15 protein-coding genes are annotated in these 26,464 nt (G+C 42.0%); 1 reads left to right on the top strand and 14 read right to left on the bottom strand.

Going from position 1 to position 26,464, the window contains the following annotated elements:
* Positions 1 to 11: 11 nt before the first annotated feature.
* From BUE31_RS02030 to BUE31_RS01985, 10 genes are all read right to left on the bottom strand, one after another.
* The gene (locus BUE31_RS02030; protein ID WP_083619254.1) at positions 12 to 6,179 is read right to left on the bottom strand and encodes a DUF6443 domain-containing protein; all 6,168 of its coding nucleotides are present in this window, start codon (positions 6,177 to 6,179) and stop codon (positions 12 to 14) included.
* 33 nt (positions 6,180 to 6,212) lie between these two features.
* A complete protein-coding gene (locus BUE31_RS02025) occupies positions 6,213 to 9,767 on the bottom strand; it encodes an RHS repeat domain-containing protein (RefSeq protein WP_143167010.1) in 3,555 nt (1,184 codons plus the stop codon).
* A gap of 426 nt (positions 9,768 to 10,193) precedes the next feature.
* On the bottom strand, positions 10,194 to 10,718 hold the full coding sequence (locus tag BUE31_RS02020; RefSeq protein WP_073399756.1) for a hypothetical protein: 525 nt from the start codon (positions 10,716 to 10,718) through the stop codon (positions 10,194 to 10,196).
* A gap of 1 nt (position 10,719) precedes the next feature.
* Entirely contained in the window at positions 10,720 to 11,931 is a 1,212-nt protein-coding gene (locus tag BUE31_RS02015; RefSeq protein WP_234997733.1) for a hypothetical protein, read from the bottom strand.
* 9 nt (positions 11,932 to 11,940) lie between these two features.
* Positions 11,941 to 13,812 carry a secretin and TonB N-terminal domain-containing protein gene (locus BUE31_RS02010; protein ID WP_234997732.1) on the bottom strand — a complete coding sequence of 624 codons (1,872 nt, stop codon included), beginning with the start codon at positions 13,810 to 13,812 and terminating at the stop codon, positions 11,941 to 11,943.
* Positions 13,813 to 13,886: 74 nt separating this feature from the next.
* Complete coding sequence (locus BUE31_RS02005; protein WP_073399750.1) at positions 13,887 to 15,317, bottom strand: GspE/PulE family protein; 1,431 nt, start codon at positions 15,315 to 15,317, stop codon at positions 13,887 to 13,889.
* Positions 15,318 to 15,344: 27 nt separating this feature from the next.
* Positions 15,345 to 15,602, bottom strand: coding sequence for a hypothetical protein (locus tag BUE31_RS30915; protein ID WP_159440623.1), 258 nt, complete (start codon positions 15,600 to 15,602; stop codon positions 15,345 to 15,347).
* A gap of 236 nt (positions 15,603 to 15,838) precedes the next feature.
* A complete protein-coding gene (locus tag BUE31_RS01995) occupies positions 15,839 to 16,264 on the bottom strand; it encodes a type IV pilin protein (protein ID WP_073399746.1) in 426 nt (141 codons plus the stop codon).
* Between the two features lie 668 nt (positions 16,265 to 16,932).
* Entirely contained in the window at positions 16,933 to 17,421 is a 489-nt protein-coding gene (locus BUE31_RS01990) for an SDR family NAD(P)-dependent oxidoreductase (protein WP_200801848.1), read from the bottom strand.
* Positions 17,422 to 17,548: 127 nt separating this feature from the next.
* Positions 17,549 to 18,202 carry an SDR family oxidoreductase gene (locus BUE31_RS01985; protein WP_083619251.1) on the bottom strand — a complete coding sequence of 218 codons (654 nt, stop codon included), beginning with the start codon at positions 18,200 to 18,202 and terminating at the stop codon, positions 17,549 to 17,551.
* Between BUE31_RS01985 and BUE31_RS01980 the strand changes: the two genes are divergently transcribed.
* Positions 18,178 to 18,933 (top strand): glycoside hydrolase family 43 protein, encoded by a 756-nt coding sequence (locus BUE31_RS01980; RefSeq protein ID WP_073399742.1) that lies wholly within the window; start codon positions 18,178 to 18,180, stop codon positions 18,931 to 18,933. The two genes, BUE31_RS01985 and BUE31_RS01980, sit on opposite strands and share 25 nt — an antisense overlap.
* A gap of 82 nt (positions 18,934 to 19,015) precedes the next feature.
* Here BUE31_RS01980 and BUE31_RS01975 read toward each other — a convergent pair whose 3' ends face one another.
* The 4 genes from BUE31_RS01975 to BUE31_RS01960 all read right to left on the bottom strand — a co-directional run bounded on the left by BUE31_RS01975 (position 19,016) and on the right by BUE31_RS01960 (position 26,461).
* Positions 19,016 to 20,545: a glycoside hydrolase family 32 protein gene (locus BUE31_RS01975; protein WP_073399740.1), complete on the bottom strand. Its 1,530-nt coding sequence runs from the start codon at positions 20,543 to 20,545 to the stop codon at positions 19,016 to 19,018.
* Between the two features lie 114 nt (positions 20,546 to 20,659).
* On the bottom strand, positions 20,660 to 22,366 hold the full coding sequence (locus BUE31_RS01970) for a RagB/SusD family nutrient uptake outer membrane protein (RefSeq protein WP_073399738.1): 1,707 nt from the start codon (positions 22,364 to 22,366) through the stop codon (positions 20,660 to 20,662).
* 18 nt (positions 22,367 to 22,384) lie between these two features.
* Positions 22,385 to 25,525, bottom strand: a complete 3,141-nt coding sequence (locus BUE31_RS01965; RefSeq protein WP_073399736.1) for a SusC/RagA family TonB-linked outer membrane protein — start codon at positions 25,523 to 25,525, stop codon at positions 22,385 to 22,387.
* Between the two features lie 33 nt (positions 25,526 to 25,558).
* Complete coding sequence (locus BUE31_RS01960) at positions 25,559 to 26,461, bottom strand: carbohydrate kinase family protein (RefSeq protein WP_073399734.1); 903 nt, start codon at positions 26,459 to 26,461, stop codon at positions 25,559 to 25,561.
* Between the last annotated feature and the right edge of the window lie 3 nt (positions 26,462 to 26,464).

Raw genomic sequence — 26,464 nt, 5'->3', positions numbered from 1 at the left:
TAATATTAATATTAATCAGTAGGAAATACAACATGTAGAGGCTTAGGCGGCGCTGGCTTAGGCGCTGGTTTGGGCGCTGGTTTAGGTGCCGGCTTCGGTGTTGGCTTCGGTGGCGATGGTAATGGCGGTTTAGGTGTAGGCAAGTTAGGTGCTGGGGGTGCTGGCAACGAAGAGCCAGACGGGCCTGTTTCCGTTCCTGTTTTATTTATTTCCGGCCTCGGGGTCTCTTCTTTATGGTCTTCTTTCTTTGCTGGTTCAGACACTTCTCCTTTGATGAAGAAATAAGTATCAATAAGATCAACAATACCGTCTAATTCTTCTCTTCCAGTAGCCACATCTACCGCTAAATTAACTGCCCCACCGATAACTTTGCCATTATTATTTTGGTCGCCGTGGGCCTTATCATAAGCAACACCGATCACTTCCGGAATGGACCCGGGGATTTCTGTGTCGTCATCTGTAAAACTTTTCATAAAATTAGCAAGCCCTAAACCAAAGGTTGTTACACCATAACTTGCAAGTGCTACTCCTCCAACGATTGCTACACCGGTTGGAGCACCTCCCGTTGCAATTGCAATACCTCCTGAAAATGCAACCGCCCCACCAAACATTCCGCCAAGGCCAGACAACATTTGACCAATTCTAGGCCAGTTACCATCAGGATCATAAAATACGATAGGTGAATCAAACCCATATGCATAAGGTGAGTATCGCCTGCTATGTTCCGTTGATATATCCACAGTTGTCCATCTCCCGGTAACAGGGTCATAAAATCTTGAGCCATAATCGTATTGCCCTAACTCCGCCTGTATTTCTTTTCTATTGTAAAGGTAGTTGTTTCCTGCATTTAGTTGCCGGTCCATATTAAGGCCGAACGGATAAAAGTCTTCTTCGCCAACCTTACCATTGGTTTGGTCAAATGTTACCCTATTATTCCCCAGGTGGTCTGTTAGGGTATATTCATAAGTATAAACACCAGCATTATTAATTGCCCGTCCTTCTTCCGTTTGGATAAAATCTATCGTTGTTTCATCTGTTTTATACTGGATGCCCACTATATAATCAGTATTGGTAGTTATGCCGCTTGCTGTGCTTACTTTTCGCAGTTTTTGTCCTGTGGCGTCATAGGTGTAGGTAATGTTAATATTGGCTCCATCAGTTACTGTTTGCGGCAGGTTTAACAGGTTATAATTTACTGTTGCACCTGTTCTGCCATCATGATACACATTACCGTTTAGGTCATAGGTATAGTTTGTACTTGTGACGCCACTTACCGATGTGAGCTGGTTGCCATTATAACTGTAGGCACCGGTATTGGCTCCCCTAGTTAATGTTTTTATATTCCCCAGGTTATCATATGTAATGCCAGTTTCACTCAGAGTTGTACTGCTGATACCTGAATTTAAACGGTTCAACGGATCGTAGATATAAACTACATGCTGCTGTGCGCCGGGTGTAGGGATGCTATAGACACGAAACATTTGCTCTGTTATGTTGCCATTATATTTGGGGGGGGCTGCAAATTTAACCGAATCATAGTTCAGCTGTTCCGAGAACATACGGGTTGCTGTTGGCACCATGGCCGGATCGTTGATCCGCTTCAGCCAGCCGCGCTCGTTATATTTGAAACTAATGTCCTGCAAAAATGGCGTTGCCCCTGTTGCACTGTGCAGGTGTTTAGCGGTTAGCTGTCCTATAGGGTTATAATCTGTTTGTGATAACAATATATTGGCTCCTGCATTTATCTTTTCAAAAGTTTGGATCTTACGTCCGATATGGTCATATATATAAGTATTTGCTATGGTTACGCCCAGTACGGCTGCTGTATTGCCGGCATTTTTGGTGTAATGTTGCCTAGTTGTGGCTGTTACCTCATTTGCAAAATTGTATATATTTGTTATAGCATCGTAATTATGTGTGCTTAACACGCCGCTCAAGTAATGCTGCCGGTAGCTTTTTACGTTACGGCCCAGGTCATCATAGCAAAGTGCTGAATATAACATATCGGTTGCGCTGTTCAACACAGCGACTTTTGAGGCGGTTAACAGGCCATTAGTCATATTGCTGGAGCCAGTTACTGCAAAGTCTGTTGGTAAGCCGGGGATATTGTTATAGTCGTCGTAATAATTAATGGTTAGTATTTTAGTAAGGGTTGCTGGGTAGCTTGTTATATTATAGCCGTCAACGTTATCAGTATAGTCCCTGGTATCCCATTGAGCCCCTGCATAAATGCTGGCTTGCAGGGTGCTTTGCGCTATTGCCGATCCCGCGTTCCATAACCCTGTCATTATCACCCGCTCCGCTCCATCATACTTGGTGACCGTCCATTGATTGGCAGCCCGCTGTACAGCATCTTGTGAAAGCACCGGCTGGTCGAGCTGGTTATAAACCATATATTCCCATCCTTTCCCTGGAACTTTCTTTTGGATCAGCCGATTCCGTTCGTCGTAATGGTAACCATATAAATAGCTCGTAAATGTCGCGTCAGTTTCTAATATACTGGCGGGGTAGGCTATGCCTGCCGGTTGCGGCGGGACCACATAACATAGTTTACTTAGATCATTATAAACATAATAGGTGGCAATATAGCTTCCGGCGGTTGGGGTTAACTGTGCTTTTTTACATACTACCCTGCCATCCAGGTCTTTATACTCAATGGAGCTAAAGCCGTTCTCATCAGTAGTAGTAGTGGCATAAAGGGTGCCTGCAGTATAGTAGGTAGTGCCCCCGGTTAGGCCGTTACTTGCGGCATTTACCTTCCAAAAAATAACATCGCTAGCTGCATTTGTACCATAGGCCATTGTTACCGTATGCCCGCTGCCCGGTTGCCAGTTAGTTCCTTGTGCACCTTGTTCTGTTACCCGGTTTAAAGGTGAGGCCTCAAAAACTGTTGTTGCAGATGGATACAGGGTATTTACCATACCATTAGCCTGCTGGGTAATGGTACTACTCCCGCTGGGGTTATAAAATTGGGCTTGGCCTGCCAATGCGGTTAAAGCATCCGTTTTATAACTGCCATCGCTTGTCCCGGTTGTAAAAGCATAGGGTAAATATTTGGTTACTTCCCGGTTATAGGCATCATAAGCTATGGGTTGCACAATGTCATTATCCGCAGGTGAGCCTTTTACCTGTACTGTTTGAATAGGGCGGCCAAGGCCATCCATATACTGTATGGTTTGGTTAACATCGCAGGTGGTATAATTTGATAAGGCCGGGTTGTAGTTAGGGATCCTCGGCGTTGAAGAAATTATATAATTCATTGTTGTCTGCGGGGCCGATGCCAGCAATACACAATCGGTTATAATTACTACAGTTGCTGTATTGGTATTGGCCGTTGCGCCGTTGCTGCTTGCCACTACCCGGTAGTAAGCGCTTGAGGCCAAGACCCCCGGGCTATAGCTGAGGCCGGTAGCACCGCTGATATTGCTGAAGGTTATATTATCAGCTGAGCTTTGCCACTGGTAGGTATAGGCGCCGTTACCGCCTGTTGCTGCCGTACTGGTTAATGCGCCTGCTGCTATTCCATAATTCATGGTTTGTGTTGCCGGTGTTACTGTTCCTGCTACCAGCTGCGGGTATACCGTTACGGTGGCAGTTGCACCCGTTACGCTTACCCCGTTGCTGGTGGATACAATATGGAAATAAGTGGTTGCTGTACCGATGCCTGGTACATAGCTTAATGCCGTTGCCCCCGGGATATTGGCCCAGGTGGTACCGTTAGCTGAGCTTTGCCACTGGTAAGTATACGTACCGCTGCCACCCGTTGCCGTCGTACTGGTTATAGTTGCGGCTGTTGCCCCATAATTGATGGTTTGGGTTGCGGGGGTGGCCGTGCCTGTTACCAGTTGCGAATATACCGTTACTGTAGCTGTAGGGCCGGTTACGCTTACCCCGTTGCTGGTTGATATAATATGAAAATAAGTGGTTGCTGTGCGGGCTCCAGGTGCATATGTTAATGCGGTAGCAGCTGAAACATTGGCCCAGGTACTGCCATCGGGCGAGCTTTGCCACTGATAAGTATAAGTACCGTTGCCGCCGGTTGCTGCCGTACTGGTTATAGTTCCTGCCGTTGCCCCGTAATTGATGGTTTGTGTTGCGGGGCTGGCTGTGCCTGTTACCAGCTGCGGATATACCGTTACTGTGGCGGTTGCCCCCGTAACGCTTACTCCGTTGCTGGTAGATACGATATGGAAATAAGTGGTTGCTGTACCAATGCCCGGAGCGTAGCTTAATGCGGTTGCCCCCGGGATATTGGCCCAGGTGGTGCCGTTAGCCGAGCTTTGCCATTGGTAGGTATAGGTGCCGCTGCCGCCTGTTGCCGCCGTGCTGGTTATGGTTGCGGCCGTTGCTCCGTAATTGATGGTTTGGGTTGCGGGGCTGGCCGTTCCGGTTACCAGTTGCGGATATACCGTTACTGTGGCGGTTGCCCCCGTTACGCTTACACCGTTGCTGGTGGATACGATATGAAAATAGGTGGTTGCTGTACCAGTGCCGGGTGCATAGCTTAATGCAGTTGCCCCCGGGATATTGGCCCAGGTGGTGCCGTTAGCAGAGCTTTGCCACTGATAAGTATAGGTGCCGCTGCCGCCTGTTGCCACCGTGCTGGTTATGGTTGCGGCCGTTGCTCCGTAATTGATGGTTTGGGTTACGGGGCTGGCCGTGCCTGTTACCAGTTGCGGATAAACCGTTACTGTGGCTGTAGGGCCGGTTACGCTTACCCCGTTGCTGGTTGATATAATATGAAAATAAGTGGTTGCTGTGCGGGCTCCGGGTGCATATGTTAATGCGGTAGCAGCTGAAACATTGGCCCAGGTACTGCCATCTGGCGAGCTTTGCCATTGGTAGGTATAGGTGCCATTGCCACCCGTTGCTGCCGTGCTGGTTAGTGTGCCGGCTGCTGCGTTGTAATTGATAGTTTGGGTGGCCGGGCTAACTGTTCCGGTTGCCAGCTGCGGGTATACTGTTACTGTTGCTGTGGCACTGGTGACTAAGTCGCCATTTGGAGCAGTGGAAACCAGGTGAAAATAGGTGGTTGATGTGCGAACCCCTGGCGCATAGGTTAATGCTGTAGCTGCTGAAATATTGGTCCAGGTACTCCCATCGGGCGAACTTTGCCACTGGTAGGTGAAAGTGCCGTTCCCGCCTGTTGCTGCCGTGCCGGTAAGAGTGCCTGCAGTGGTATTATAATTGATGCTTTGGGTTGCCGGACTAACTGTTCCCGACTGGATCTGCGGGTATACCGAAACGGTTATGGTTGGCCCCGTTACGCTTACGCCATTGCTGGTTGATATTAATTGAAAGTAGGTCTTGGCTGTAAGGGTTGGCGTGATAATGGATGCCACTGTTTTCCCGGAGACATTTGTCCAGCCACTGGTGCCATTGGCAGAGCTTTGCCATTGGTAGGTATAAGTCCCGCTACCACCTGTTGCTGCAGCGCATGATATGGCGGCCTGGTGGTTATAATATGCTGTGGCATCTCCTAAAATCACCGCGCCAGCTACCAGTTGTGGGTAAACTGTTACCTGGCTGGTATTACTGACTACATTGAATCCGCCGCCGTACCCATCGTTAAAATCAGTTAACCTGTAATAAGTAGTTGCGGTAAGGCTGGCAGGCGTAAACGAAGTGGAGTAAGCTCCGGTAATATTGGTCCAGCTGCTGCCGTCGGGTGAGCTTTGCCATTGAAACGAGCCGCCCGCATCAACAGTGTTGGTCATGCTGATGGCGCCGGGGCTAGTGTTATAATTAGTGTTTATTGTAGCGGGACTGATAACCGGTACTATGTATACAAATGTTGACTTGGCGTTTCCGGGCGTGGTGCCGTATGAATTGGTGGCGCTGAACTGGATATACACATTACCGGTAAAGGCTGGGTTCCACGTTACGGTTGCTGAGTTGTAGCTGCCATTAGTAATAGTACCTGCCGAGCTGTTGCTCAGCGACCAGGTAAATGAATCAAAAGAACCTGTAGTTAAGCCGGTTTCTGAATAGTTACTGGAAACCGTCCCCTGCGGGATGGCAGAGGGACCGCTTACTGTTGCTACTGCGGGCGGGCCTGTTGGCGGGGTTACTACATTGGTGTGTACCTGTCCTATTGCCGGTAAACAGCTTAGCAGCAAACCAAGGAGTATAATTACTAATGAGACTCTTTGCTTTATAATTGTATGAATGGTGTTCATGATGGTGTTTCGTGGTTAGGTTTCGTTATGCGGTTAGTTCCCCTGGTAATGATAATCCATGCGTTTGATGATATTGCCATCTTTGTCCTTTATATTCATCAATCGCTGGAAGTTGTCATACTCATAATAACTTACCTCTCCCTTCGCATCAATATTGCTGGTTATGCCAATTGATGGGTTGTAAGTTCGGGTAGTTATTTGTGCACCTATAGGATATAACCGCAATTCATCAATATTTCCTGCTCCCGATATGGTAATAGTTGTTTGCCCTGTAACGCGATGTTCATAATAGGTCCAACCATTATTGGTTGCCCCTTTTAACGGATAACCTGTTATTGTACCTGTAATGGTATATGGCGTACTGTTCAATGTCCAGTATGATACTACATATGTTTTTGCTGCGGTCAATCCACTTTTACTTATGCTGCCATTACTTAATATATATGATTGACTGCCTGTAATTGCCTTAGTAGCATCCCTTGTTGCTGATGGTATGGTCCAATTACCGGTAACATCAGCCTCGAAAGAAGTGTAGGCGATGGATGTAATGTCTGCATTTTTAATTTCAGCTACAGGAAACAGGTTATTGTATCCCCAAATGTAACTTGTTGGGGTTCCTGAAGATTTTGATTGTGCTAAAATTCCGCCGTTTATATTGTAATTAGCAAAGCTTATTCGATTTTCATAACTGCCTGTTGTTTTTGTTTGTATGGTTGATGGTTCATAAACGTGGTTACCAAAATCTCCATAATTGTTCATTAGTCCTTCTAACAGTACATTATTTTTATAATAAGTTTGCTCTACCACCGGCTCAACAACATTGTCATTAATCATGGCCTGGTATGGGGTAGTGTTACCGGCAGCCACCATTTCGTGCGGGTATTTATAAACCATTTTCTGGTCAATACCATCACTGCCTATGGTATGTTTTTCACTAACCATCAGGTTAGTGGCATTGTTATATACATCATACTGTATACTTTTTACAGGATTATTGCCTGCCAGGTCATAATTAGTAGTGGTAACCGTATCAGGATAGATCCATTGAGCGGTATAACTATAAAGAGCCACATCGAAAGGGTCAAATTGTGTGGCTAACGGAGGGGTGCCCCATTCTGTTATGCCCCAGTCTTTTCTGATCGTGTAGTTATCCGCGAATTGTGTACGGCGAACATCTGTCACATAATGCGTTGCTACCTTGTTAATAAATTTATAGGTATAATTACCGTCTGTCCCACCCGTTGTAACGAAGGTCTGTTTTAAAGTTTCTAAGCCCATTGGGAAACCGGAACCTGTTAACGGCACCCCGGGAATATATCTTCCCTTGATCAACAATGCATCCGATCCCGGCGATACAAACTGATATTGGTGCTCAATGCCACCGTTTGCCCATTGGTCACCTTGTAATTCTATTACGTTTGAATACCAAACATGGCCACCTGAATAGTAACGTAAAGAATGCAGTGGCGTTGAATATGCGATAAAATAAGTACATTGTTTAATTGAGAGGTCAGCACAGGCACTTCCGTCAGTAAGCATGCTATAATAATCAGAAGGGTCAGAATGATACCTTATCCTGCCGGAAGATTGTGTTTGGGATGTGAGGGCAGCGTAAACATATTTTTTAACAAGTGCAGTACCGGTTAGTGGTGTTGATATATTCCTCAACAACCTTACACCACCAACCTGGTAGTTTGCTGTTACTGGTGGTAGGGCTATTCTATAAAACATTGTTGTACTTCCAGCCGCTGCCGCCCCATAAGCAGCAAGCTTTAAAGTGTAATTACCTACAGGCAGATCAATTACCCGGCTGTTTACCGAGTCGACGGGGGTAAGCTGGTTGTATATTTCGGTGCCGCTAGAATTGAGAATAGTCACAATCAGGTGTTGACGCCTCAGGTCATTTAATCCGGTGCCGCTATAAGGGCATGACATGTTCAGGGTTATATTTTGTTCAGCATAAATATTAAAGGGAAACGTAGTATCCACTTCACCATTGTCACCAGTTCCGGTTGCTGTTTTGTTTACAAATGTACTTGAGTACTGGCTGCGTGTTTCGTAAATTGTATTTGGTTCATATTGCAAACTGTCTGACCCTTTTGTAGGATAAGTTATTTTACTAAGCAATCCGTAATAGGCAAAACTACCATTCGGTTCCCTGTCTGCTGTTGCCGATGGAAAAACCGGAGAAATCTGTGGATTATTACTTGTTGGTATAAAATTATTGTTGTTAGCCCCGTTAAAATAGCCCCAGTAATCTTGCGCAAAGGACAAGCGTGAGGCCAGGCTATTGATGTTATAATAATTCATTTGGTGAGTTTGCGTTGGCATTCCGGGCGCATTCCGTGCAACAGATGTTAAAAACGGCCTATAACTTAAAATACTGCTATTTGAATAATAATTAAAATACGTAGAATTATTTGCGACCGTATATGCTAAAGTATAGTTATTTAAAGTAGTAAATTGTGTAGTATCAACTAATCCTTTACTAAGGAACTCAACCGATGTTAACAATGAATCACCAATAAGATCATTCCTGGAAGTATATTTAAAATTGACCCTTTCAAATCTCGAGCTTATAGATTTTAATATAACACCTGTGCTGGTTAATAAGCTCATACATGTTTGGTCCTCTGTACGGATAGGACATGCTGAACCACAGGCATAACCTGCCCCTGTACCCGGGGTTCTGATAATGGTTTGAGAAACACTGGTAAAATAGTCAAACGAAACCGGTTTGTAATCAAACCACACGTATTCTCCTGTGTAATGCTGAATAGCTTTTAAATACCATGCCGTGGCCCACGGGCTAAGAAAATTCTTACCACATCCATATGATGACGTTTTGGATGTTTCTGTTGCCAGGCTTCCTCCAAAGTAATATTTAGTGCCTTGCGGGTCAGTAATCCTTATCGTCCAGTCGCTTCCTGCAAACTCATTATGAAAATTAGTTTCTATTTTCAAGTTTTTAGCATCAATCAGTACAGCTTTCGTTCTGTTACCTGTAGAATTTGTATCCAAATAAAACTGGCCGGAATATCCATTAAAATTAAAACTGAAGATATCAACCTGGGTATCATTGCTGATGTTGCCAACAGAATTATTAAGGTAGTCAAATGAAGCCTGGCTACCATCATTAATATTTGCAGTCGGTTTCAACCAGGTTGAAAGCTCATCCGGGTTACCATTAACGGTTCTGGTAATAACCCCACCGGCTTCAAGCGTCCAGTTCATGCCTGTTCGGGATCCCGCCTGATCAAGCAAAATACCATTACCTGAATTATACGAAAGAAGGATCGGAACATCAACCTTGCCAGACTTAACATCACCTAAGGGAATTTTGGCATTAACTGAACCTGCGGACATATTGACAGGCAAACCACTATACCTGGTGAGCTCAAATGCATTGGGTGCAGCTGACAAAACCGTTGTTAATGATGGCGTATTAATAGAATTTTGCCCTGAAGTGGGAGGAGTTACACTGTTTGGAGAAAGCGCATTTAAACTCTTAGCTTTTTGCTGAGAATAAACATTAAATACACTAAAAAACAATACAAGAGAACAAGTGGATATGATCTTCTTTATCATATAATGAGGGAGTAATTTGTGATAAATTTTAAAGGCGTTGATCAATTATTGATATAAGCTGAAATAAGTGATTCAGTTGAAAAACCACACTATCTATGTCAAACTTTGAGGCAAAAAAAATCCACAACAATCCGAATGTCAGACTGCTAAAATTTTAAGATAAAGTAAAGCTAACTAAGAAGTGAGGTTTTTCAGTTAAGTATCTTTTTCAGGAAGAATTACTTATTAATTTTTGTTGCATTTTGCGATAGTTAGGTAAAATTTTAATTTTTCAGGGTGGGGTAACTCCTTCAGTAACAATGATAAACAAAAACTTATTTATTTCAAAAGTTATTTAGCTAAATATTAAAAGAAAATTCGTCTTTCATTAATTTATAACACCTACCTCTGCATATATCATTCATAATCAACATATTGAATTAATAGTTATTTCAATATCTCAAAATAAATCCCCATAACTATTTTTTTAACATCATCGTTCTTTGAATTTAACGCTATTGATTTATAGGATATTGAACGCACCACCCCAACACCTTTTGCTGCCTGCAATTGATTAAGCACTTTAGTCAAAGCAAAAAAATCACCCTCAAAACTCAATTTCTGAATAATGAATTTATCATTATGAAAAAGCGGATCAGCCAGCGGAACTTCGCTCAGCTTTACATGCTCTTTTTCGGCAATTATTGAAATGGTATTTATAATATTGCTTCTAAATGTAATGGTATCTGTTTTATAAGTACTAATGATCTTACTAAGGTTATTATTTTTCCTTTCGAGGTATGCCGGCTGAATGCTTAGGTCTGAGGCTTGTGCAATCTGAGTTTTTAATTGCTTATTGATCTGCCAGGCTTCAAGTGTTTTTTTAAATGCAAGCTGGTAGCTTATCAGCAACAAGATTATTACTGATGCGATAAACAGGTATTCTTTTTTAACAGGTAATTGTTTCAGCATCTCAATAATCAATTAATATAGTAAACTGCCCTGTGTTCTGTTCGCTATTAAATGTATAACTATCAAGCTGTACATTTTTTACCCATGCCTTTGTTTTAATTCTTGCTATCCACTCATTAACAGGGATTATCTTTTCAGAATTGCCTGTTATCCGAATTTTACGGGTATAAAATACAATTGATTTTTGGATCCGGCTTGCTGACATATCAACAGGATCAACAGCAGCTTCCTTCCAGGTAATTTCCTCAGGCAACAGGGATGCAATCTGATCAATGAGTGAGGCTTTGTTAATATTCCCCTCCCATCCCAGTGTTTTCAATAATGAATCTTTTTGCTGCACCTGGTCGTTAATTTGCTGTATCCCGCTTGAGCTTTGGGCCGTACGACTTACCTGTTCAGTTAGTTTAGCGTTTGACGAATTTAGCCCTGAAAACAAAAAGAAGTTGACCAGTAATAAGATAAAAAATATGGCGAGTGTAAGAAAGCCATAAACTTTCAGTTTTTTTTCTTCCAGTACCTTTTTTAGTTCCTCATTTAAACCTGGAACTTCTGCCTGCACGCCATCGATCTTTGCTGATAGAACCAATTGAAATGCGGATGCATAGGCAATTAATAATTTTTCACTAATACTTTCCGATTCAATCTTTAATGGGAATTCAGATGTCGTATTTTCATGGTACTTAACTGAGATCCATTCAGACTCCTCATTCCTGTGTATAATATGCCCGTCAAATATTACATCGTTGCCATAAACATTTAACTGAGCGGTAACATTTTGAACAGGAAAAGGCCCAAGACCAAGCATCAGTGCAATAAATCCCAATTCCTTTAACTGGCTGATCCACTTATCCGCCTCGGCTTTACGGACAACTGAAACAAAAGATTTATTACCGGAAATAAAATTCTGAACGTAAAAGTCTTCAATATTAGCGTTGGGAAGTATTTGGCTGAAGTTATGCTGATTGATTTCTTCTGTTTTTTCTATTTGTTTTTGCAGAATACCTTTCCCATATAAATTAAGCGAAACATATGATTTAACAGGTAAAAGCTTTTTTAGTTCATTAATGTCAGTAATATCCAATAATTTCTTTTGGAAAGAAAGCTGATCATTTTGAATACTTACAGCACATACATTAACAATATAATTCCCATCTTTTCCAATGGTTATACTGATGCCCGTTGCTTCGTTAATACCATAATATTGCTGCAGCATATTCATAGGTCAACGCATAATGGTTGATTTGATAAACAGCACAGTCACTACCTTGGAAGATGATTTGGTTCTGCTGCCAAAGATCCATTTTAGGATAGGGATTCTTGATAATATGGGAAATCCCGAGCCGCCGCTATCATTTTCTGTTCGTTCAATGCCACCAAGTAAAATGGTGTCTTCGCTATGTACCCGTAAGCTGGTCTCAAATTTACTGATGGACTGAGGGGGCGGAGAACCATCTGTAGGCACAGAGGTAAAATCTGAAATATTTACTTTTATACCAAGGGTTACCTGATCATCGCCGGAAACGAGCGGTTTAATATCAACCGATAAATTTGCCTCAACAGGAGTATACACGTTTGTGAAAACCGAGGCGCTTGTTGTTGCCGAAGGATAAAGATTCTGAGTGGTATTTTTGTAATACAGCTTACTCCCTATGCTTAAAGTTGCGGTATGCCCGTTCATAGTTGTTAGCTTTGGAACCGACCGGATATCAACGTTATTATTGGTTTCCAGCGCCTGCAGCCTTACATAAAAGTTAGGAACCACATGTCCCAGGTTAACAGAAGTAAATTTACTTATACTACTTAAAAAGCTATTGACTGAAGTGGCACTGAAGGTAAAATCTACCCCCGGTAACACTGTCCCTCCTGTTTTTATGCTGTCTGCTACACCTGCTGATATCCCGGTGGCGATCGACCTGCTTTTTCGAAAATCAATCATCGTGACCTCTATCAACACCACCGGCACCAGCACATCAAGCTGTTTAACAAAGTTTTCTATTTCGCGGATCTGCGCACTCGAACCGGATAATAACAAGGTATTCTGCTCCCTGAACTCTTTTATTTCAATTCCTTTTTTCCATTCGGCAGGAATCATGGCTACCACGGTATCAATGGCCCTGTTTTGCAAGTGGATAGATTTGAACGTCCGAAGCCCCTCAATCTTACGATCTCCTATGAGGTAAATACCGTCTTCTTCCTGGAAGGTATAATCGGTGCCTTTAAACAAAAGGGTTAAAAACTGATCATAAGAAACATCGTTTACATGAATATCTATTGTTCCCTTGATGTCAGAATAGATAGAATAATTAATTCCAAGTTCCTGGGATGCCTGTTTTACAAGGTTTATAATAGGCGAATTAACAGCATCGGCAGAAATTAGTTTCTGCCCGTTTACCATTTTGCTAAAAACGCCGGTTGAGCCATTACTTCCTGTATTTGAATTTGCAGGTTTAAAGGTTCGCCTTACAGATGTGTTCTTGTCGCCATTAATATATAATTCTTCGTTTTCTCCAAGCGGCTGAAAAAGGTAAAAATTATCGTTGGTTTTCACCATCTTTATCTCGTTTGAAAACGCGAGCTTATCTATAGCCGTTTCAAAAGGCGCTGCTGCGATAAAAGCGCTTACCCTTTTACTTTGAAGTGAATTGGGCACAACGACATTTTTGCCGGATATCTGCGTAATTTTCCGGGCAACGCTGGTGAGGCTGTCATTATCTAACGTTAAGGATAATGTATTTTCCGCATGGTTATAGCTTGCAATTATTTCCTTTACGGGCGGCTTTGCAAATTGGGCAGGATCAATGTATGGTGTAATGTAAATGATAGAGCCTGTTATCGCAATATCCAGGTTATATTTTTGCGCCAGGAACACTAAAATATTTGTTGCGGTTACATCCGTAAAATTATCATTAACCGGAAAACTCAGTTTGGGATCAACACTAATGCTTAAGCCATTGGCGCTTGAGATCCCCATCAGGTATTGTTGCAAGGAGCCATTAAGAAAAAGCTGCACCTTTTGATTCAGGCCCGGAACACTTCTCGAAAGGCTGTCCAGCTTTTTTTGGATAGCCTGGATACGACCATTCTGCTGCGCCATAATTTTAAACGGGCAGATAAGAAACAGCAGAATAAACACCGGCAAAGTAAATTTTTTATGCATTCAGTTGGGGTTCAATAGTTAAACAATAAAGGATAAATTTCATCTATTGATGTACCCCCTTCAAAAAATATATTAAATGCATTTTCGGCCAGCGTTTGGATTCCTCTTTCCTGTAAGAGGCTTTGAATATACATATTTCCATTCTTTATTTGCAGGGCAAGTTCCTGGTCAATTGGTATTACTTCATAAACAGCCTTACGGCCTTTATAACCGGTGTAATAGCATTGTTCACAACCATGAGCTTTATAGTGCTCAGTAACAATCTTATAGGGTTTAAATTGCTTAGGATACAGATCATTGCTGAATTTTTCACTTCTTTTACAATGCGGGCACAATAAACGGATCAGCCGTTGCGCTGCCGTTGTATTTAGTGTATTAGCCACTAAAAACGGTGGAACCCCCATGTCAGATAACCTGGATACTGTGCCCCAGGCGGAATTAGTGTGAATAGTAGATAATACCAGGTGACCTGTCAGCGCTGCCCGGATAGCCATGTTGGCGGTTTCAGTATCCCTTATTTCTCCAACCATTATCACATCAGGATCCTGCCTTAGGAATGTCCTTAACGCAGCCGCAAAATTTAACCCTATTGATTCTTTTAACTGAACCTGGTTAATTCCTTCTAGCGTATATTCAACCGGGTCTTCAATGGTTAGTATATTCCGGGTCTCTTTATTTAACAATTTGAGCGTGGCGTACAGCGTGGTTGTTTTACCGCTGCCTGTCGGGCCGCTGATGAGTAAAATGCCGTTTGGTTTTTTAACACCCTGCAAATAATTGTCCAGGTCGAATTTAGAAAAACCAAGGCTGTTCAGGTCGATATCTGTAGCATCGCTGTTGAGCAACCTTAAAACAACCTTTTCGCCAAAAAGGGTTGGCAGTACGGATACCCGGATATCAAATTGCTGATCCTGCTGTTTAAAATTGATACGGCCATCCTGCGGCAGCCGTTTTTCAGCAATATCAAGGTTGGCGTATATTTTTATTTTGTTGATCAGCGCCGGGTATTCATCCCGCTTTAACAAATACCGCTCCACCATCATCCCGTCAATACGGATCCTTACCCGGCATTTATTTTCATAGCTTTCTATATGAATATCGCTGCTTTTAAGCCCTTTTGCTTCCCTTATCAAATTCACCAGAAAATCATCGGCATTATTTATTTGGAGCTGTGACGATCCCTGTGCAGCGTTATCTTTTATGTAATATTTTGAAAGCAACCTGGCCACTTGGGTTGCCGGTAGCGGTTCAAGCCGTACATCCTGGTTAAGCAGCATTTCCAGTTCCGCAGATAATATATCTTTATCAACTGATTCCTCGCAATAAAGCAGGTAATGATCACTGGCCTTATGCTTTGGCAAAACCTTGTAATGCCATGCCTGATCCTTGGTCAGCCAATGGATATTTTCTGTTAAAAGCGTTATTTCCTCCATCACACTCATTTGTAAATCACTTTCAGCAGCCAGTTATCATTTGTTAAATTTAATGGCCAGATCCACCAGCAGGCACCCGAAAAAACTGCGAACACCAATGCCTGCAGGCCGGCCAGCGGCACCTGTTTGTTTATTTCTTTTGCCAAGAATTGCCAGACCAACCATATGATCAGCACCAGGATTAAACTGGTTATGTAAAAAAATAAAAAATTCAACACTGATAGGTAAAAGCAAAGCGTTAGCAGGAACAATACATCCCCCCAGCCCAATAGCCCTGCCGTTATGTTTGTCCATTTTTTACTCTTCACTGAAAAATATACTGATACAATTAAAAATTGAAACACAAGAAACCCAATATTAACAATTACTGATTGCCCCATCTCCGCAAATGCATGACCCTGCAATAACTGTAGTCCCAGAAACAACAATGTCAATACCGGGAACAGGAACCAGTAAACTGATCTTTCCTTAATGTCCTGGACGAAAATCATCAATAAAACGGCTTCAATAAAAAGTTTCAGCAGCAGCACTTAATCCGGGGTTACTTCGTGTAAGCTTTTGTCCTGGTCAATTTCCCAGACGTTAAAGGTGCCGTTGCCGTTAAAATCAACCACCGATGTAGCTTTTGCGGTAAAACCTGTATTGGTTGCACTGGTTATTTCTATGCGGTAATTTGCCCGGGCATCTTTTCCGTCAGTTACCAGCTTATCCTGTATAAAGCCTATCTCGGTTAAATCTTTTGAATATTTTGAGTGCTCATAAAAATAGCTTTGCTCCAGGGTTTGCACATGGTTTAGCTGTGTTTTTGCCTCCAGGCTTTTGGCTTTTGTAATAAGTGGCAGTAAGTTTGGCAGCGCCAGCAATATTAAAATACCGATGATCACCAGCACCACCAGGATCTCGGTAAGCGTATAGGCACTGACTTTTTTTTGTAATAAGGGGTCTCTAGCTTTCATTTGTTTATAGCAGCCTAAGCTAATTACATAATTGGAAAATGTCAAGTTTAATTATTAATAAATAATGTTTCCGTCGGTTTAGGCGTATTGTTTGAGCAGTGGCGGATAAACAACCCATCCAATGTACAACAGAAAGACTTACAAAATAAAGCTTATTCTGAATTTATATTTTGTGCTTATCAACAGCTGAAGCTACTACATTGTTGGCTACTAAGCAAGCAGGGCATGAATTTTAATAGGCTTTTATAATTATTGTTTATTGTTATTTATCGTTTATTATTTCCCCGATACAGAAAGCATTTAGTGTGTGATTATCAGGAAATTATATACTTTAAGGTGCAAATGAGTAACAAATCTACAATATAACTCATAATTTTTTAGGTCGAGGATTGCAAAGCCTTCTTAATCAGATGGACTCAGATTCCAAAAAACAGTTAGAAACTAATTCATAAACCTGTATTCAAGAGGCCCCTGCCCAACTTTTGTTTAAACAACCTTGCAAAATGAAGTAATAAATGATCGTTGGAAGGAAGAATTCGAAATGTGGCGATCAATAGGCAGGTTAGGCTAATTACCCATTCTGCCCAATTGAGTTAAAATCACCCATCTGTCTTATGCTAAATATCCACTCAATAGTTAACCATTGAATGGGTGGTAGTATTTGCTTTTTAGTAAGCCAACGACGAAGACAATTCGCGATATGCTATTGCCTGCTGCTGAAGCGTCGTCGCAACCTGCTCGGCTGTACCAACGGCATCTGCTCCGGCCAAAAAGCGGCTTGGTGGATTTTGCTCCTTTGTGATCGTTATAAGCGCCTGAGCTAATTTTGCAGGATCTCCAGGCTGCTGGGCATTCGCACCTTTCCAAAATTGCATTTCCTGCATCCTTGCTTCGTTGTAATCATCGATTGGGTGGTTTGCATAATTCGTTGATTCTTCAGTGAGTAATTCAGTACGGAAAAAGCATGGATTGACAATGGTGGTTTTGATACCAAATTGCTCGACCTCGGTTTGCAGCGATTCCATCCAGCCATCCACGCCAAATTTGGATGCGGCATAAGCGGAACAACATGTATAACCTACCAACCCTGCAGTTGAAGATATCGTAATGATATCCCAGAGCCTCAGCCACTTTTTCTGGGTTACGACCTCTTGCAATTACTTTGTGACCAGCCTCTATGGCGGCCTTAGTAATTTCAACGCCCATGCCACGCCCTGCGCCAGTAATAAGCCCAAATTTTTTATTATCTATATAATTTCTATTAAAATTTAATTTACGTTTAGATTAGTGAGCGATAAATCCTCCGTCGACAGGCAAAGCAGTAGGGATAACAAAGCTGGCTCCAGGACTACAGAGCCATGGAACTGCCTCAGCAATTTCCTCCGGACTGCCCAATCTTTCAATTGGTTGATCGAGCATGACTTGCTTCATTGCTGCCGGTGATATAGTGCCAAGGGCAGCGAACATTGGGGTGTCAATTACACCGGGACAAACTGCATTCACCCTGGTCCCACGGGATGCATATTCCAATCCGACGCTTTTTGTAAGTCCAATGACACCATGCTTAGTTCCGTGGTAAGCACTACGACCAGCTTGCCCAACAAGACCACCAAGCGAAGAGCAGTTAACAATGGCGCCGCTTCCCTGAGCTTCCATCTGTTTGATTTCGTGTTTCATGCAGGTCCAAACGCCTTTGAGGTTAATGGCATTCACTTTATCGAATTCCTCAACCGTCTCATCTGTGAAAATACTGGACGGACCGGCAATACCAGCATTGTTAAATGCCATATCCAAGCGACCAAAGGTGTCGGTCGTGTTCTTTTCACTGCCGCCCCCGCAGCAATGGTTTATAAGGGACGGGTTATTTATATACCGGCCATGACGAAGCGCCAACAGGGCATAATGGTTACGTAATGCATAACTGGTTTTGTTTTTCATCGGACGATATGGTAACCTGGACAGAGCCCACGCCGATCCTGATGAATGTTAAAACGTTTAGCTGGGCAAAGGATGATGCCTGGGCATCGCAGGTGATTGAACGGGACGGAAAGTTTTATTGGTACGCCGCAATAGAACATGCCACCATTCCTGGTAAAGCAATAGGCGTAGGCATTTCCGATAATCCAACAGGTCCGTTTGTTGATGCCAGGGGTACAGCATTGGTAACAAATGACATGATCAAAGCCTTAGATGATATTGATCCTACAGTGATGATTGATGACGATGGACAGGCCTGGTTATTTTGGGGAAATGGCATTTGCTATTACGCTAAATTGAAAAAAAACATGATTGAATTAGACGGATCGATCAAAACTATCACCTTGCCTCATTATACCGAAGCGCCGTGGATCCATAAACGAGATGGAGGGTACTACCTTTCGTATGCTTATGAGTTTCCTGAAAAGATAGCCTATGCCATGAGCCGGAATATTGAGGGGCCCTGGATCTATAAAGGTATAATTAACGAGCTGGCGGGGAACAGTAATACCAATCACCAGGCGATAATTGATTTTAAAGGTAAAAGCTACTTTATCTACCATAACGGAGCCCTTGCTGCTGATGAAGGCCGTTTTCACCGTTCAGTGTGTATTGATTATTTGTATTATAATAAAGATGGAACTATAAAGCGGGTAGTGATGACAACAGAAGGGGTTAAAAAGGTTAAATAATAGAAAAAAAGGGCTTCCATCTCACCTGAAGCGCCTTTTAATTAATCAATCAAAATCCCGGAGTAAAATCTCCCGTTTTTCTTTATTTCCAGATAGAATGCAGCCCGGTTAGCTTCAGGCTACTGACTTTCAGCATGTCTGCTGACGTTATTGCCAAATTATTAAAATCACTATTTGGAAAATAAATAACAGTCATTACTGTTAGCCCACCATCGGCAAACACCTCAACCGATGCCTTATCAACCACCAGGGTGATATCGGAACCTTTTACGGCTGTTAAACGTGGTGCTGTAAATCGCCCTGCAAAATCTTTTTGAAAATCCATTTTGCCGGCTTTTGTACGGTCAATATAATATTGATTTTTAACTGCATCATAGCCAATCAGCAACTCTTCGTTCTTTCCGTTTGATAACCTTACAGCGTAGTTTTTTAGTTTATCAAAACGTAACTTCAACATATACCTGCTTTCAAATCCCTTAACCCTTGCAGATAAATTAACGTTTTTATTTACCTGCACATTTTTTAATTCAGTAGTGTTAGTATAGATATTTTTCAGTTCAGCTACAGGTTGGGATTTTAATAAAAGGCCATTATCCGTTTGCTCCAAATTCAGCTCGCGCGGAATGGTCATAGCATTGCGCCAAACTTTTGTGGGTACCTGGTTAGCGTATTCCCAGTTACTCATCCAGCCTAAAAATATTTTGCGGTTGCCGGTATTGCTCCAGGTAATGCCGGCATATTCATCTGGGCCGTAATCAAGCCAGCGGGTTTGTGTATCAACAGGGGTAAACTTGTTCCCGTCAAAACTACCTGTAAAGTACTGGGTGGCCGAACCTCCGTTTGGCCCGCCGGGGTTAAGATTCACAATTAATATCCAATAGGTTTTTCCATTCAACTTTAAAGGAAAAAGATCCGGGCATTCCCATACCCCGCCATGGGCGCCAATTTCTTTTCCAAACTCACTTTCCTTTTTCCAATCCTTTAGGTTAGGTGAAGAATAGAAGGTAATATGGTCCAGGGTCGCAAGCGTCATCACCCACTTTTTCTCCTTTGCATACCACATTACTTTAGGGTCGCGAAAATCTTTGATCCCGGGATTTTTCAGCACCGGGTTACCTTTATACTTGATCCAGGTATTGCCATTATCAAGGCTATAAGCGAGACTTTCGTTCTGAAAGTTATCCCTGCCCTCCTTCTCCCCTTTTGGATCATGGTGCGTAAATATGGCTACCATAGGGATCTTCCCTTTTTTACCAAAACCCGAAGTGTTATTGGAATCAACCACCGCGCTGCCCGAAAATATATAACCCAAACTATCCGGATAAAGCGCAATCGGCAATTCCTTCCAATGCACCAGGTCCTTACTTACTGCGTGCCCCCAATGCATTGGCCCCCAAATAATATCCTTAGGATAATATTGGAAGAACAAGTGGTAAGCACCCTTGTAGTAAACCATCCCGTTAGGGTCATTTGTCCAATGTGCCTTTGGCGAAAAATGCAGCTGGGGGCGGTATTGTTCCGTGTATTTTTTTTGTATACGGTCCTGCGCATTACAAATACATGTTACTGTAATAAAGGCAATCAGCATTAATATGCCGCATTTAGTTTTCATAATTTAAGCTTTTAATGGGTTTGATTATCCGGCAGGGATATTTACTTATTTAAAAACAACCGGCATCCCGCCTGGTAAACCAAACCGGGGTGCAAGTTGTTTTTATTACCAATTTTAATAGCCCGGATTTTGTTTATATAAACCGTTGGTAAATGTAATTTCTGATTGCGGAATAGGAAGGTACTCATCTCTTCCGGCAGTAAATTTAGCTGTAGATAAAAATGGCCTTCTTACTTTTTCAATATTAATATAATCGTTCAATGTTTTTTCTGCAATTCCCCATCTCACTAAATCAAAAAAACGTTCGCCTTCGGTTGCAAACTCAAGGCGTCTCTCCCATTGTAATGCTTTGCGTGCGTAGGCCTGGGTCCAGTTTGCTGAAGTATATGGCTTTACATTATAATTTGAGGCAAAAGTACCATCCAGCTTTTTAAGCCTCCCGGTACTTGCCGCAGCCCTGTTCCTGATTTGATTAATTAATGGCAGCGCATTAGCCTGTTGCCCTAATTCAATATAAGCTTCGGCCTGCATTAATAAAATGTCGTCATACCTGAGGATATCATAGTTTTTTGCCGAACCCATAAATGGCCCAAGCTTAAAATATGATGAACTTGTAGCCAGCTGCTGGTTACGCATGGTATGAAAATTACCATAAACACCCGGATCGCGCACCCAACTGTTGCTGAATGGTTTTGTATTATCGTATTTATACGGATGCCCGTCAATGCCAACTGTATGATCTAACCGGGTATCAACTGTTGCGGTTGACAGGTCTGCAATACTATTATTAAAGGTATCAAAATTAGGTAACCCGTTTGTATCAGTTGTATAGGCGTTCACCAAGTTCTGACTTGCGGCATGAAAACCGCAGCACCCGTATTGAGGCGCACCATGTGGATAGTTTAACCCATCTTCAAAATTCAAACGACCGGCAGTAGTTCCATCATTGATTGTAAATTGTATCGCGAATACTGATTCAGGCCCGTTTTCAGTTTCAGGTAAAAAATTATCAGCAATATCATTGCTTAATGAATATTTACCGGAACCAATCACTGCTTGCGTAAGCGTAACCACTTCCTGTAATCTTGTTTGATTAATATTTATTACCTGGTGTTTATCATCCTGTTCATAAGCCTGGTATAATTTTAATTCTGCCAAATATGCCTCAGCAGCTAATTTATTAGCCCTGGCTAGTTCTGGTTGCGTATCGGGTAAATTGTCAATAGCATACTGAAAATCGGCGGCAATTTTATTCCATGATTCGTCGTTTGTTAACGTATTTGAAACCTTCAGGATATCTGCAGCAGTTGCATTTTCATCAAAAATCGGGATGTTTTTATATAACCGTTTCATCGTAAAATAACTATGTGCTCTTAAAAATCTCAATTCGGCCAAACGGATCTTTTTGTTTGGAAATTCAGCGTCTGAAAGTGAATTAACTGCTCTAAGCGCCACATTTGCCCTTGAAATAGATTTAAACAAATTTTTCCAGGTGCGCGAAACATATGAGTCCATTGATGGCGTAACCAGGTTGTAATGCTCCATCGCATCAACTTCGCCAACGTCACCTGTACCGCCACCACCTTTATAAGCATCATCTGAGCGAACGCTGCCATAAGCCCAATTGCTATATATAGGCCCTATCATATCACCATTCCCAATAGCTGCATAAGCTGCCGTTACCAAGCCCTCAACAGCGGTTGGCGATTTTAAATCTGTAGAAGACAGCACTCCCTTTGGAGTATAGTCTAATGCTTTTTTACAGGAGCCAAAAATCAAGAGCCCCGATAAAATAGTTGTTAATAATATTTTCGTTTTCATATCGAATATTTTTTCTTGTTAAAATGATGCGTTAATACCAAAACTGAAGATCCTGGGGACCGGAACCTGGTCGAGACTCAATCTTTCAGGATCGGGACTTAAATATTGCTTGCTTTTCAAAACAAATACGTTCTCGGCCATAGCAAATACCCGTAACCTGGTAAAGATTGCTTTAGGCTCTATGTTATATCCAACTTGAATATTCCGAACTTTGAAGTATGAAGTATTTACAATGAAATAGTCAGAAGTCCGTCCTTCATTATTATTGTCTTTAAGTGTTAATGCAGGTACGTTTGTGTTGGTATGCTGCGGTGTCCAACCATTAAATACGCCCGGGCCTACATTTTCCCTGCTATGCATCAGGTTGTTATAAAATGTATAGGGATCATATCCTTTTCTACCGGCAACACCAGATCCAAATATTGATAGGTCAAACCTTTTATAAGTCAAATCAATTCTTGCACCATACTCCAAAGCCGGTAGTGTAGTTCCGATCCAGGTTTGATCGTTAGCGTCAATTTTGCCGTCATGATTTATATCAACATAACGAATTCTTCCCGGCCCTGCACCTATTTGAGTGGGAGCAGCATCAACTTCGGCCTGAGATTGGAAAAGGCCATTGGTTTTATATCCAAAAATGTCAAATTGCGAATGGCCAATTATTGTATTGTCGATATTCCCCGGGTAAGCAGGCCTCACGTTCTCCGGTAAATTTGTGATCTTATCTCTGAAGTGGGAGAAGTTTAGCGTTACATTATAGTTGAAATCTCCTTTTTGTTGCCCATGGTAGGTTACTAAAAGCTCCCAACCCTTATTGCTTTTTGAAGCACCGTTAACTGTTTTAGTTTGCCCCTCGCCTAGTGCCGACGCAACCGGAGGAGTGATCAAAATGCCTGTAGTTTTCCTGGAAAAATAATCGAATGAACCGGAAATTTTCTCATTAAATATTGTAAAATCTACCCCTGCGTTTATTTCATCGGTAGTTTCCCATTTAAGTCCGGGGTTTGCTGCCTGGGTTTGAACAAAACCTGATGGTAAGGTTCCTGTATTAGCACCCGACAAAGAATATGCAGTTCCGATATTCATGTATTGTTCCCAAAATCCACCTACAAGCTGCGATAATGTAGTACCATACCGGGTATCGTAAAGGGCAAAACGCGACAGGTCACCAATTTCCTGGTTACCTACCCGGCCTACGCCAACTCTTGCTTTTAATTCAGAGAAAAAGGTTTTATTCTTCATGAAGCCTTCCCTGTCAATTCTCCACCCGGCCGAAGCGGCAGGAAAAATACCGTATTGATTATCAGTACCAAACCTTGAAGAACCGTCGCGGCGAACGGTAACTGACGCTAAATATTTATTGGAGTAGTTGTAATCCAAACGTCCAAACTCAGAAAGCAGCCTATTCCCAAGTGATGTACCTGTAACCGTTGTATTTCCTGTTCCTGCGTTTAATGTGAAATAATCTTCCGTTTGCAGAGCAAACCCTTGTTTTAAGGTTGTTTGATAATCAGTAAAGGTTTTGATGTATTCAGTACCAACCAATATTTTGAAATGATTATTGGCGTTCAAATCATAATTATATCTTAAAGTATTTGACCAGGTAGTACTTAAATAATGGTTTTGATCAAAAAATAAACTATTGGTTGTACGGTTTAAGGCCCCTTCCGAAAAAGTTGGTGTAATTATCTTATTTAAATAGTTCGCATTGTCAGCACCATAATTAGATTTGAAAAACAAATTCTTAATTGGCTGAATTTCTAAAAAAACATTTCCAAATGTGTTTAAACGATTCGCGTTATTCCATTTTGCGAGGTCCTGCATGTGCAAAGGATTGTTCCTATCAGAATAACCTGCACCCAATTCACCTGCATAAGTAGTCCCGTCTTTTTGGTAAACCGGGATAGTTGGAGCTAATGTAACCGCCAAAAATGGGGTTGATGCGCCACCCAGGTCGTTAGTTGTAAGGGTTTCGTTCGAGTTGGTAATTTTTAAATTAACGCCAAAAGTGGCTTTATTATTAAAAGAATGTGTTATTGCATTAATGCTCCCGGTTGTGCGCCCGTATTTGGTAAATTTAACAAGCCCGTTATTACTTATATGCCCAAAATTTATTTGAAGCGATGAATTTTTATTACCTACGGAGGCCGTTAAATCATTATTTGTAGCAATTGCCGTTTTATACAATACACTTTGCCAGTCAGTATTTCCTGCAGGTGTATTAGGATCCCCGCCCACAAAAGGTTTCACGGTAACGCTGTTTAAAACAGGGTTTTGATAATCATTATTCCAGTTAAAAGCATAGATGTCGCCATAACCGGCAGCAGGGTCCTGGCCATCATTTACAGAGGCTTGCCATAATGCCTTGCCCCTGTCAACAGCGCTTAACATTTTGAACCTTGAAGACTTTTCTGATTCAACTGATGTGCTGTTATTAAACTGAAACTGAACCTTATCCTGTGTATTCCCCCCATTTTTGGTAGTAACGATGATAACGCCATTTGAGGCCCGTGATCCGTAAATTGACTCGGCTGAGGCATCCTTTAGTACCTGGACAGATGCTATATTTGCAGGTGACAGGTTTTGAAATACTTCAGGCCTGGTAGTAGGAATCCCATCGATAATATACAAAGGGTTGTTGTTGCCTAAAGTATTGGCTCCCCTGATTAAAATCCTGCTGGTTCCCCCGTTAACTGATCCGTCTTTTTCAATAAACAAACCGGCAACCCTTCCTTGTAAAGCCTGCATGGTATTTCCCGAACTGTTGTTTTTTACCGGGGCCAGGTCAACAACTGACACCGCACCTATCAGGTCTTTCTTTCTTTCAGAAGTATAACCGGTTACAACCACTTCGTTAAGTGTGTTTTCCGCATCTTTAAATACAATATTAAGTACCTTCGTATCAGCAGCGATGGGAACAACTATTGATTTTGCACCCACATAAGAAAATCTTAACGACTGGCCGTTTTCTACAGCTATTTTGAATTTTCCATTAACATCTGAAACCGTTGATTTTTGGGTTTCAACAACCGCTATCGTAACTCCATCCAATGGTTTAGATGAGTTATCGGATACAGTCCCGGTAATGATTCGGGATTGCGCGTATCCTTCACTTATCAACAGGATAAGGAAAGAACAAATAAGTAATAATTTTCTCATTGATTTTTATTTAAGTATAATTGGTTGGTTTATTTAAAACATTTTGCTTTTAAAGCTTTCGTATTCTTCTATCCGGTAATCCGGGCAACCTCCTTTCTTTGTTGCAATAAAAGCCCCCATAGCTATTGCGTTTTTTAATATTATTTTAGGTTGTGCTTTTAAATAGTGATTGGCAATAAATGCAGCCAGGAATGAATCGCCACTGCCTATTGTATCCCGCACCTGCACTTCGTTTCCCCATAAATGGTATCCCTTTTTATTTGTATAGTAAGAGGCGCCGAATTCTCCCTTGGTGATGATCACTTCCCCGATATTAAAATGATCCTGGATAAATTTTACCTGGCTTGCCTCCTTATCCAATGGGCCATTGAAAATGATCTGTACCATTTCCAGCTCGGCCTGGTTAAGTTTTACGATATCGGCCTTTTCCAATAAAACTTTCAACAGGTCCTGTCCCATAAAAGGAGGCCGCAGGTTAATGTCAAATACTTTTATAGCATCGGTTTCAAGCAATCTGAAAAGCGTATCCCTCGAGGTTTCATTTCTGGAGGCCAAACTGCCGTACACGAAATAGGTTGATGAATTTATTACCGATTGGATCTGGTTGTTTTTGCCGATAAAATCCCAGGCAACCGGAAAAACAATTTCGTAGGAGGCCTCATTGCCATTCATTTTTGCTAAGACCTCGCTTGTAGGGTACTCGGTATCTACCTGTAAAAACTGCAAATTAATCCCCCATTCATCCATCAGGCGTACCAATCGCTCTCCGTTGCTGTCATCCCCAACCTTGCTTATAATACTGGTTGATAACCCCATTTTATTTAAATGATAGGCTACATTTAAAGGCGCCCCACCAGGTTGGGAACCTTCAGGGAGAACATCCCAAAGTACCTCACCATAACACATTGCCTTTGTTTTATTAGCTTCGTTGTTCATCTT

The sequence above is a fragment of the Mucilaginibacter sp. OK098 genome (genome assembly GCF_900142915.1).
Lineage (GTDB): Bacteria > Bacteroidota > Bacteroidia > Sphingobacteriales > Sphingobacteriaceae > Mucilaginibacter.
Note: the sequence above shows the minus strand (reverse complement) of the source record. Positions and strands in the feature narration are given on the sequence as shown.

Bases quoted from the DNA above. Each gene is read 5' to 3' on its own strand.
- BUE31_RS02030 (WP_083619254.1), bottom strand. From the start codon at position 6,179: ATGAACACCATTCATACAATTATAAAGCAAAGAGTCTCATTAGTAATT.
- BUE31_RS02025 (WP_143167010.1), bottom strand. From the start codon at position 9,767: ATGATAAAGAAGATCATATCCACTTGTTCTCTTGTATTGTTTTTTAGT.
- BUE31_RS02020 (WP_073399756.1), bottom strand. From the start codon at position 10,718: ATGCTGAAACAATTACCTGTTAAAAAAGAATACCTGTTTATCGCATCA.
- BUE31_RS02015 (WP_234997733.1), bottom strand. From the start codon at position 11,931: ATGCTGCAGCAATATTATGGTATTAACGAAGCAACGGGCATCAGTATA.
- BUE31_RS02010 (WP_234997732.1), bottom strand. From the start codon at position 13,812: ATGGCGCAGCAGAATGGTCGTATCCAGGCTATCCAAAAAAAGCTGGAC.
- BUE31_RS02005 (WP_073399750.1), bottom strand. From the start codon at position 15,317: ATGAGTGTGATGGAGGAAATAACGCTTTTAACAGAAAATATCCATTGG.
- BUE31_RS30915 (WP_159440623.1), bottom strand. From the start codon at position 15,602: ATGGACAAACATAACGGCAGGGCTATTGGGCTGGGGGGATGTATTGTT.
- BUE31_RS01995 (WP_073399746.1), bottom strand. From the start codon at position 16,264: ATGAAAGCTAGAGACCCCTTATTACAAAAAAAAGTCAGTGCCTATACG.
- BUE31_RS01980 (WP_073399742.1), top strand. From the start codon at position 18,178: ATGCATAACTGGTTTTGTTTTTCATCGGACGATATGGTAACCTGGACA.
- BUE31_RS01985 (WP_083619251.1), bottom strand. From the start codon at position 18,202: ATGAAAAACAAAACCAGTTATGCATTACGTAACCATTATGCCCTGTTG.
- BUE31_RS01975 (WP_073399740.1), bottom strand. From the start codon at position 20,545: ATGAAAACTAAATGCGGCATATTAATGCTGATTGCCTTTATTACAGTA.
- BUE31_RS01970 (WP_073399738.1), bottom strand. From the start codon at position 22,366: ATGAAAACGAAAATATTATTAACAACTATTTTATCGGGGCTCTTGATT.
- BUE31_RS01965 (WP_073399736.1), bottom strand. From the start codon at position 25,525: ATGAGAAAATTATTACTTATTTGTTCTTTCCTTATCCTGTTGATAAGT.
- BUE31_RS01960 (WP_073399734.1), bottom strand. From the start codon at position 26,461: ATGAACAACGAAGCTAATAAAACAAAGGCAATGTGTTATGGTGAGGTA.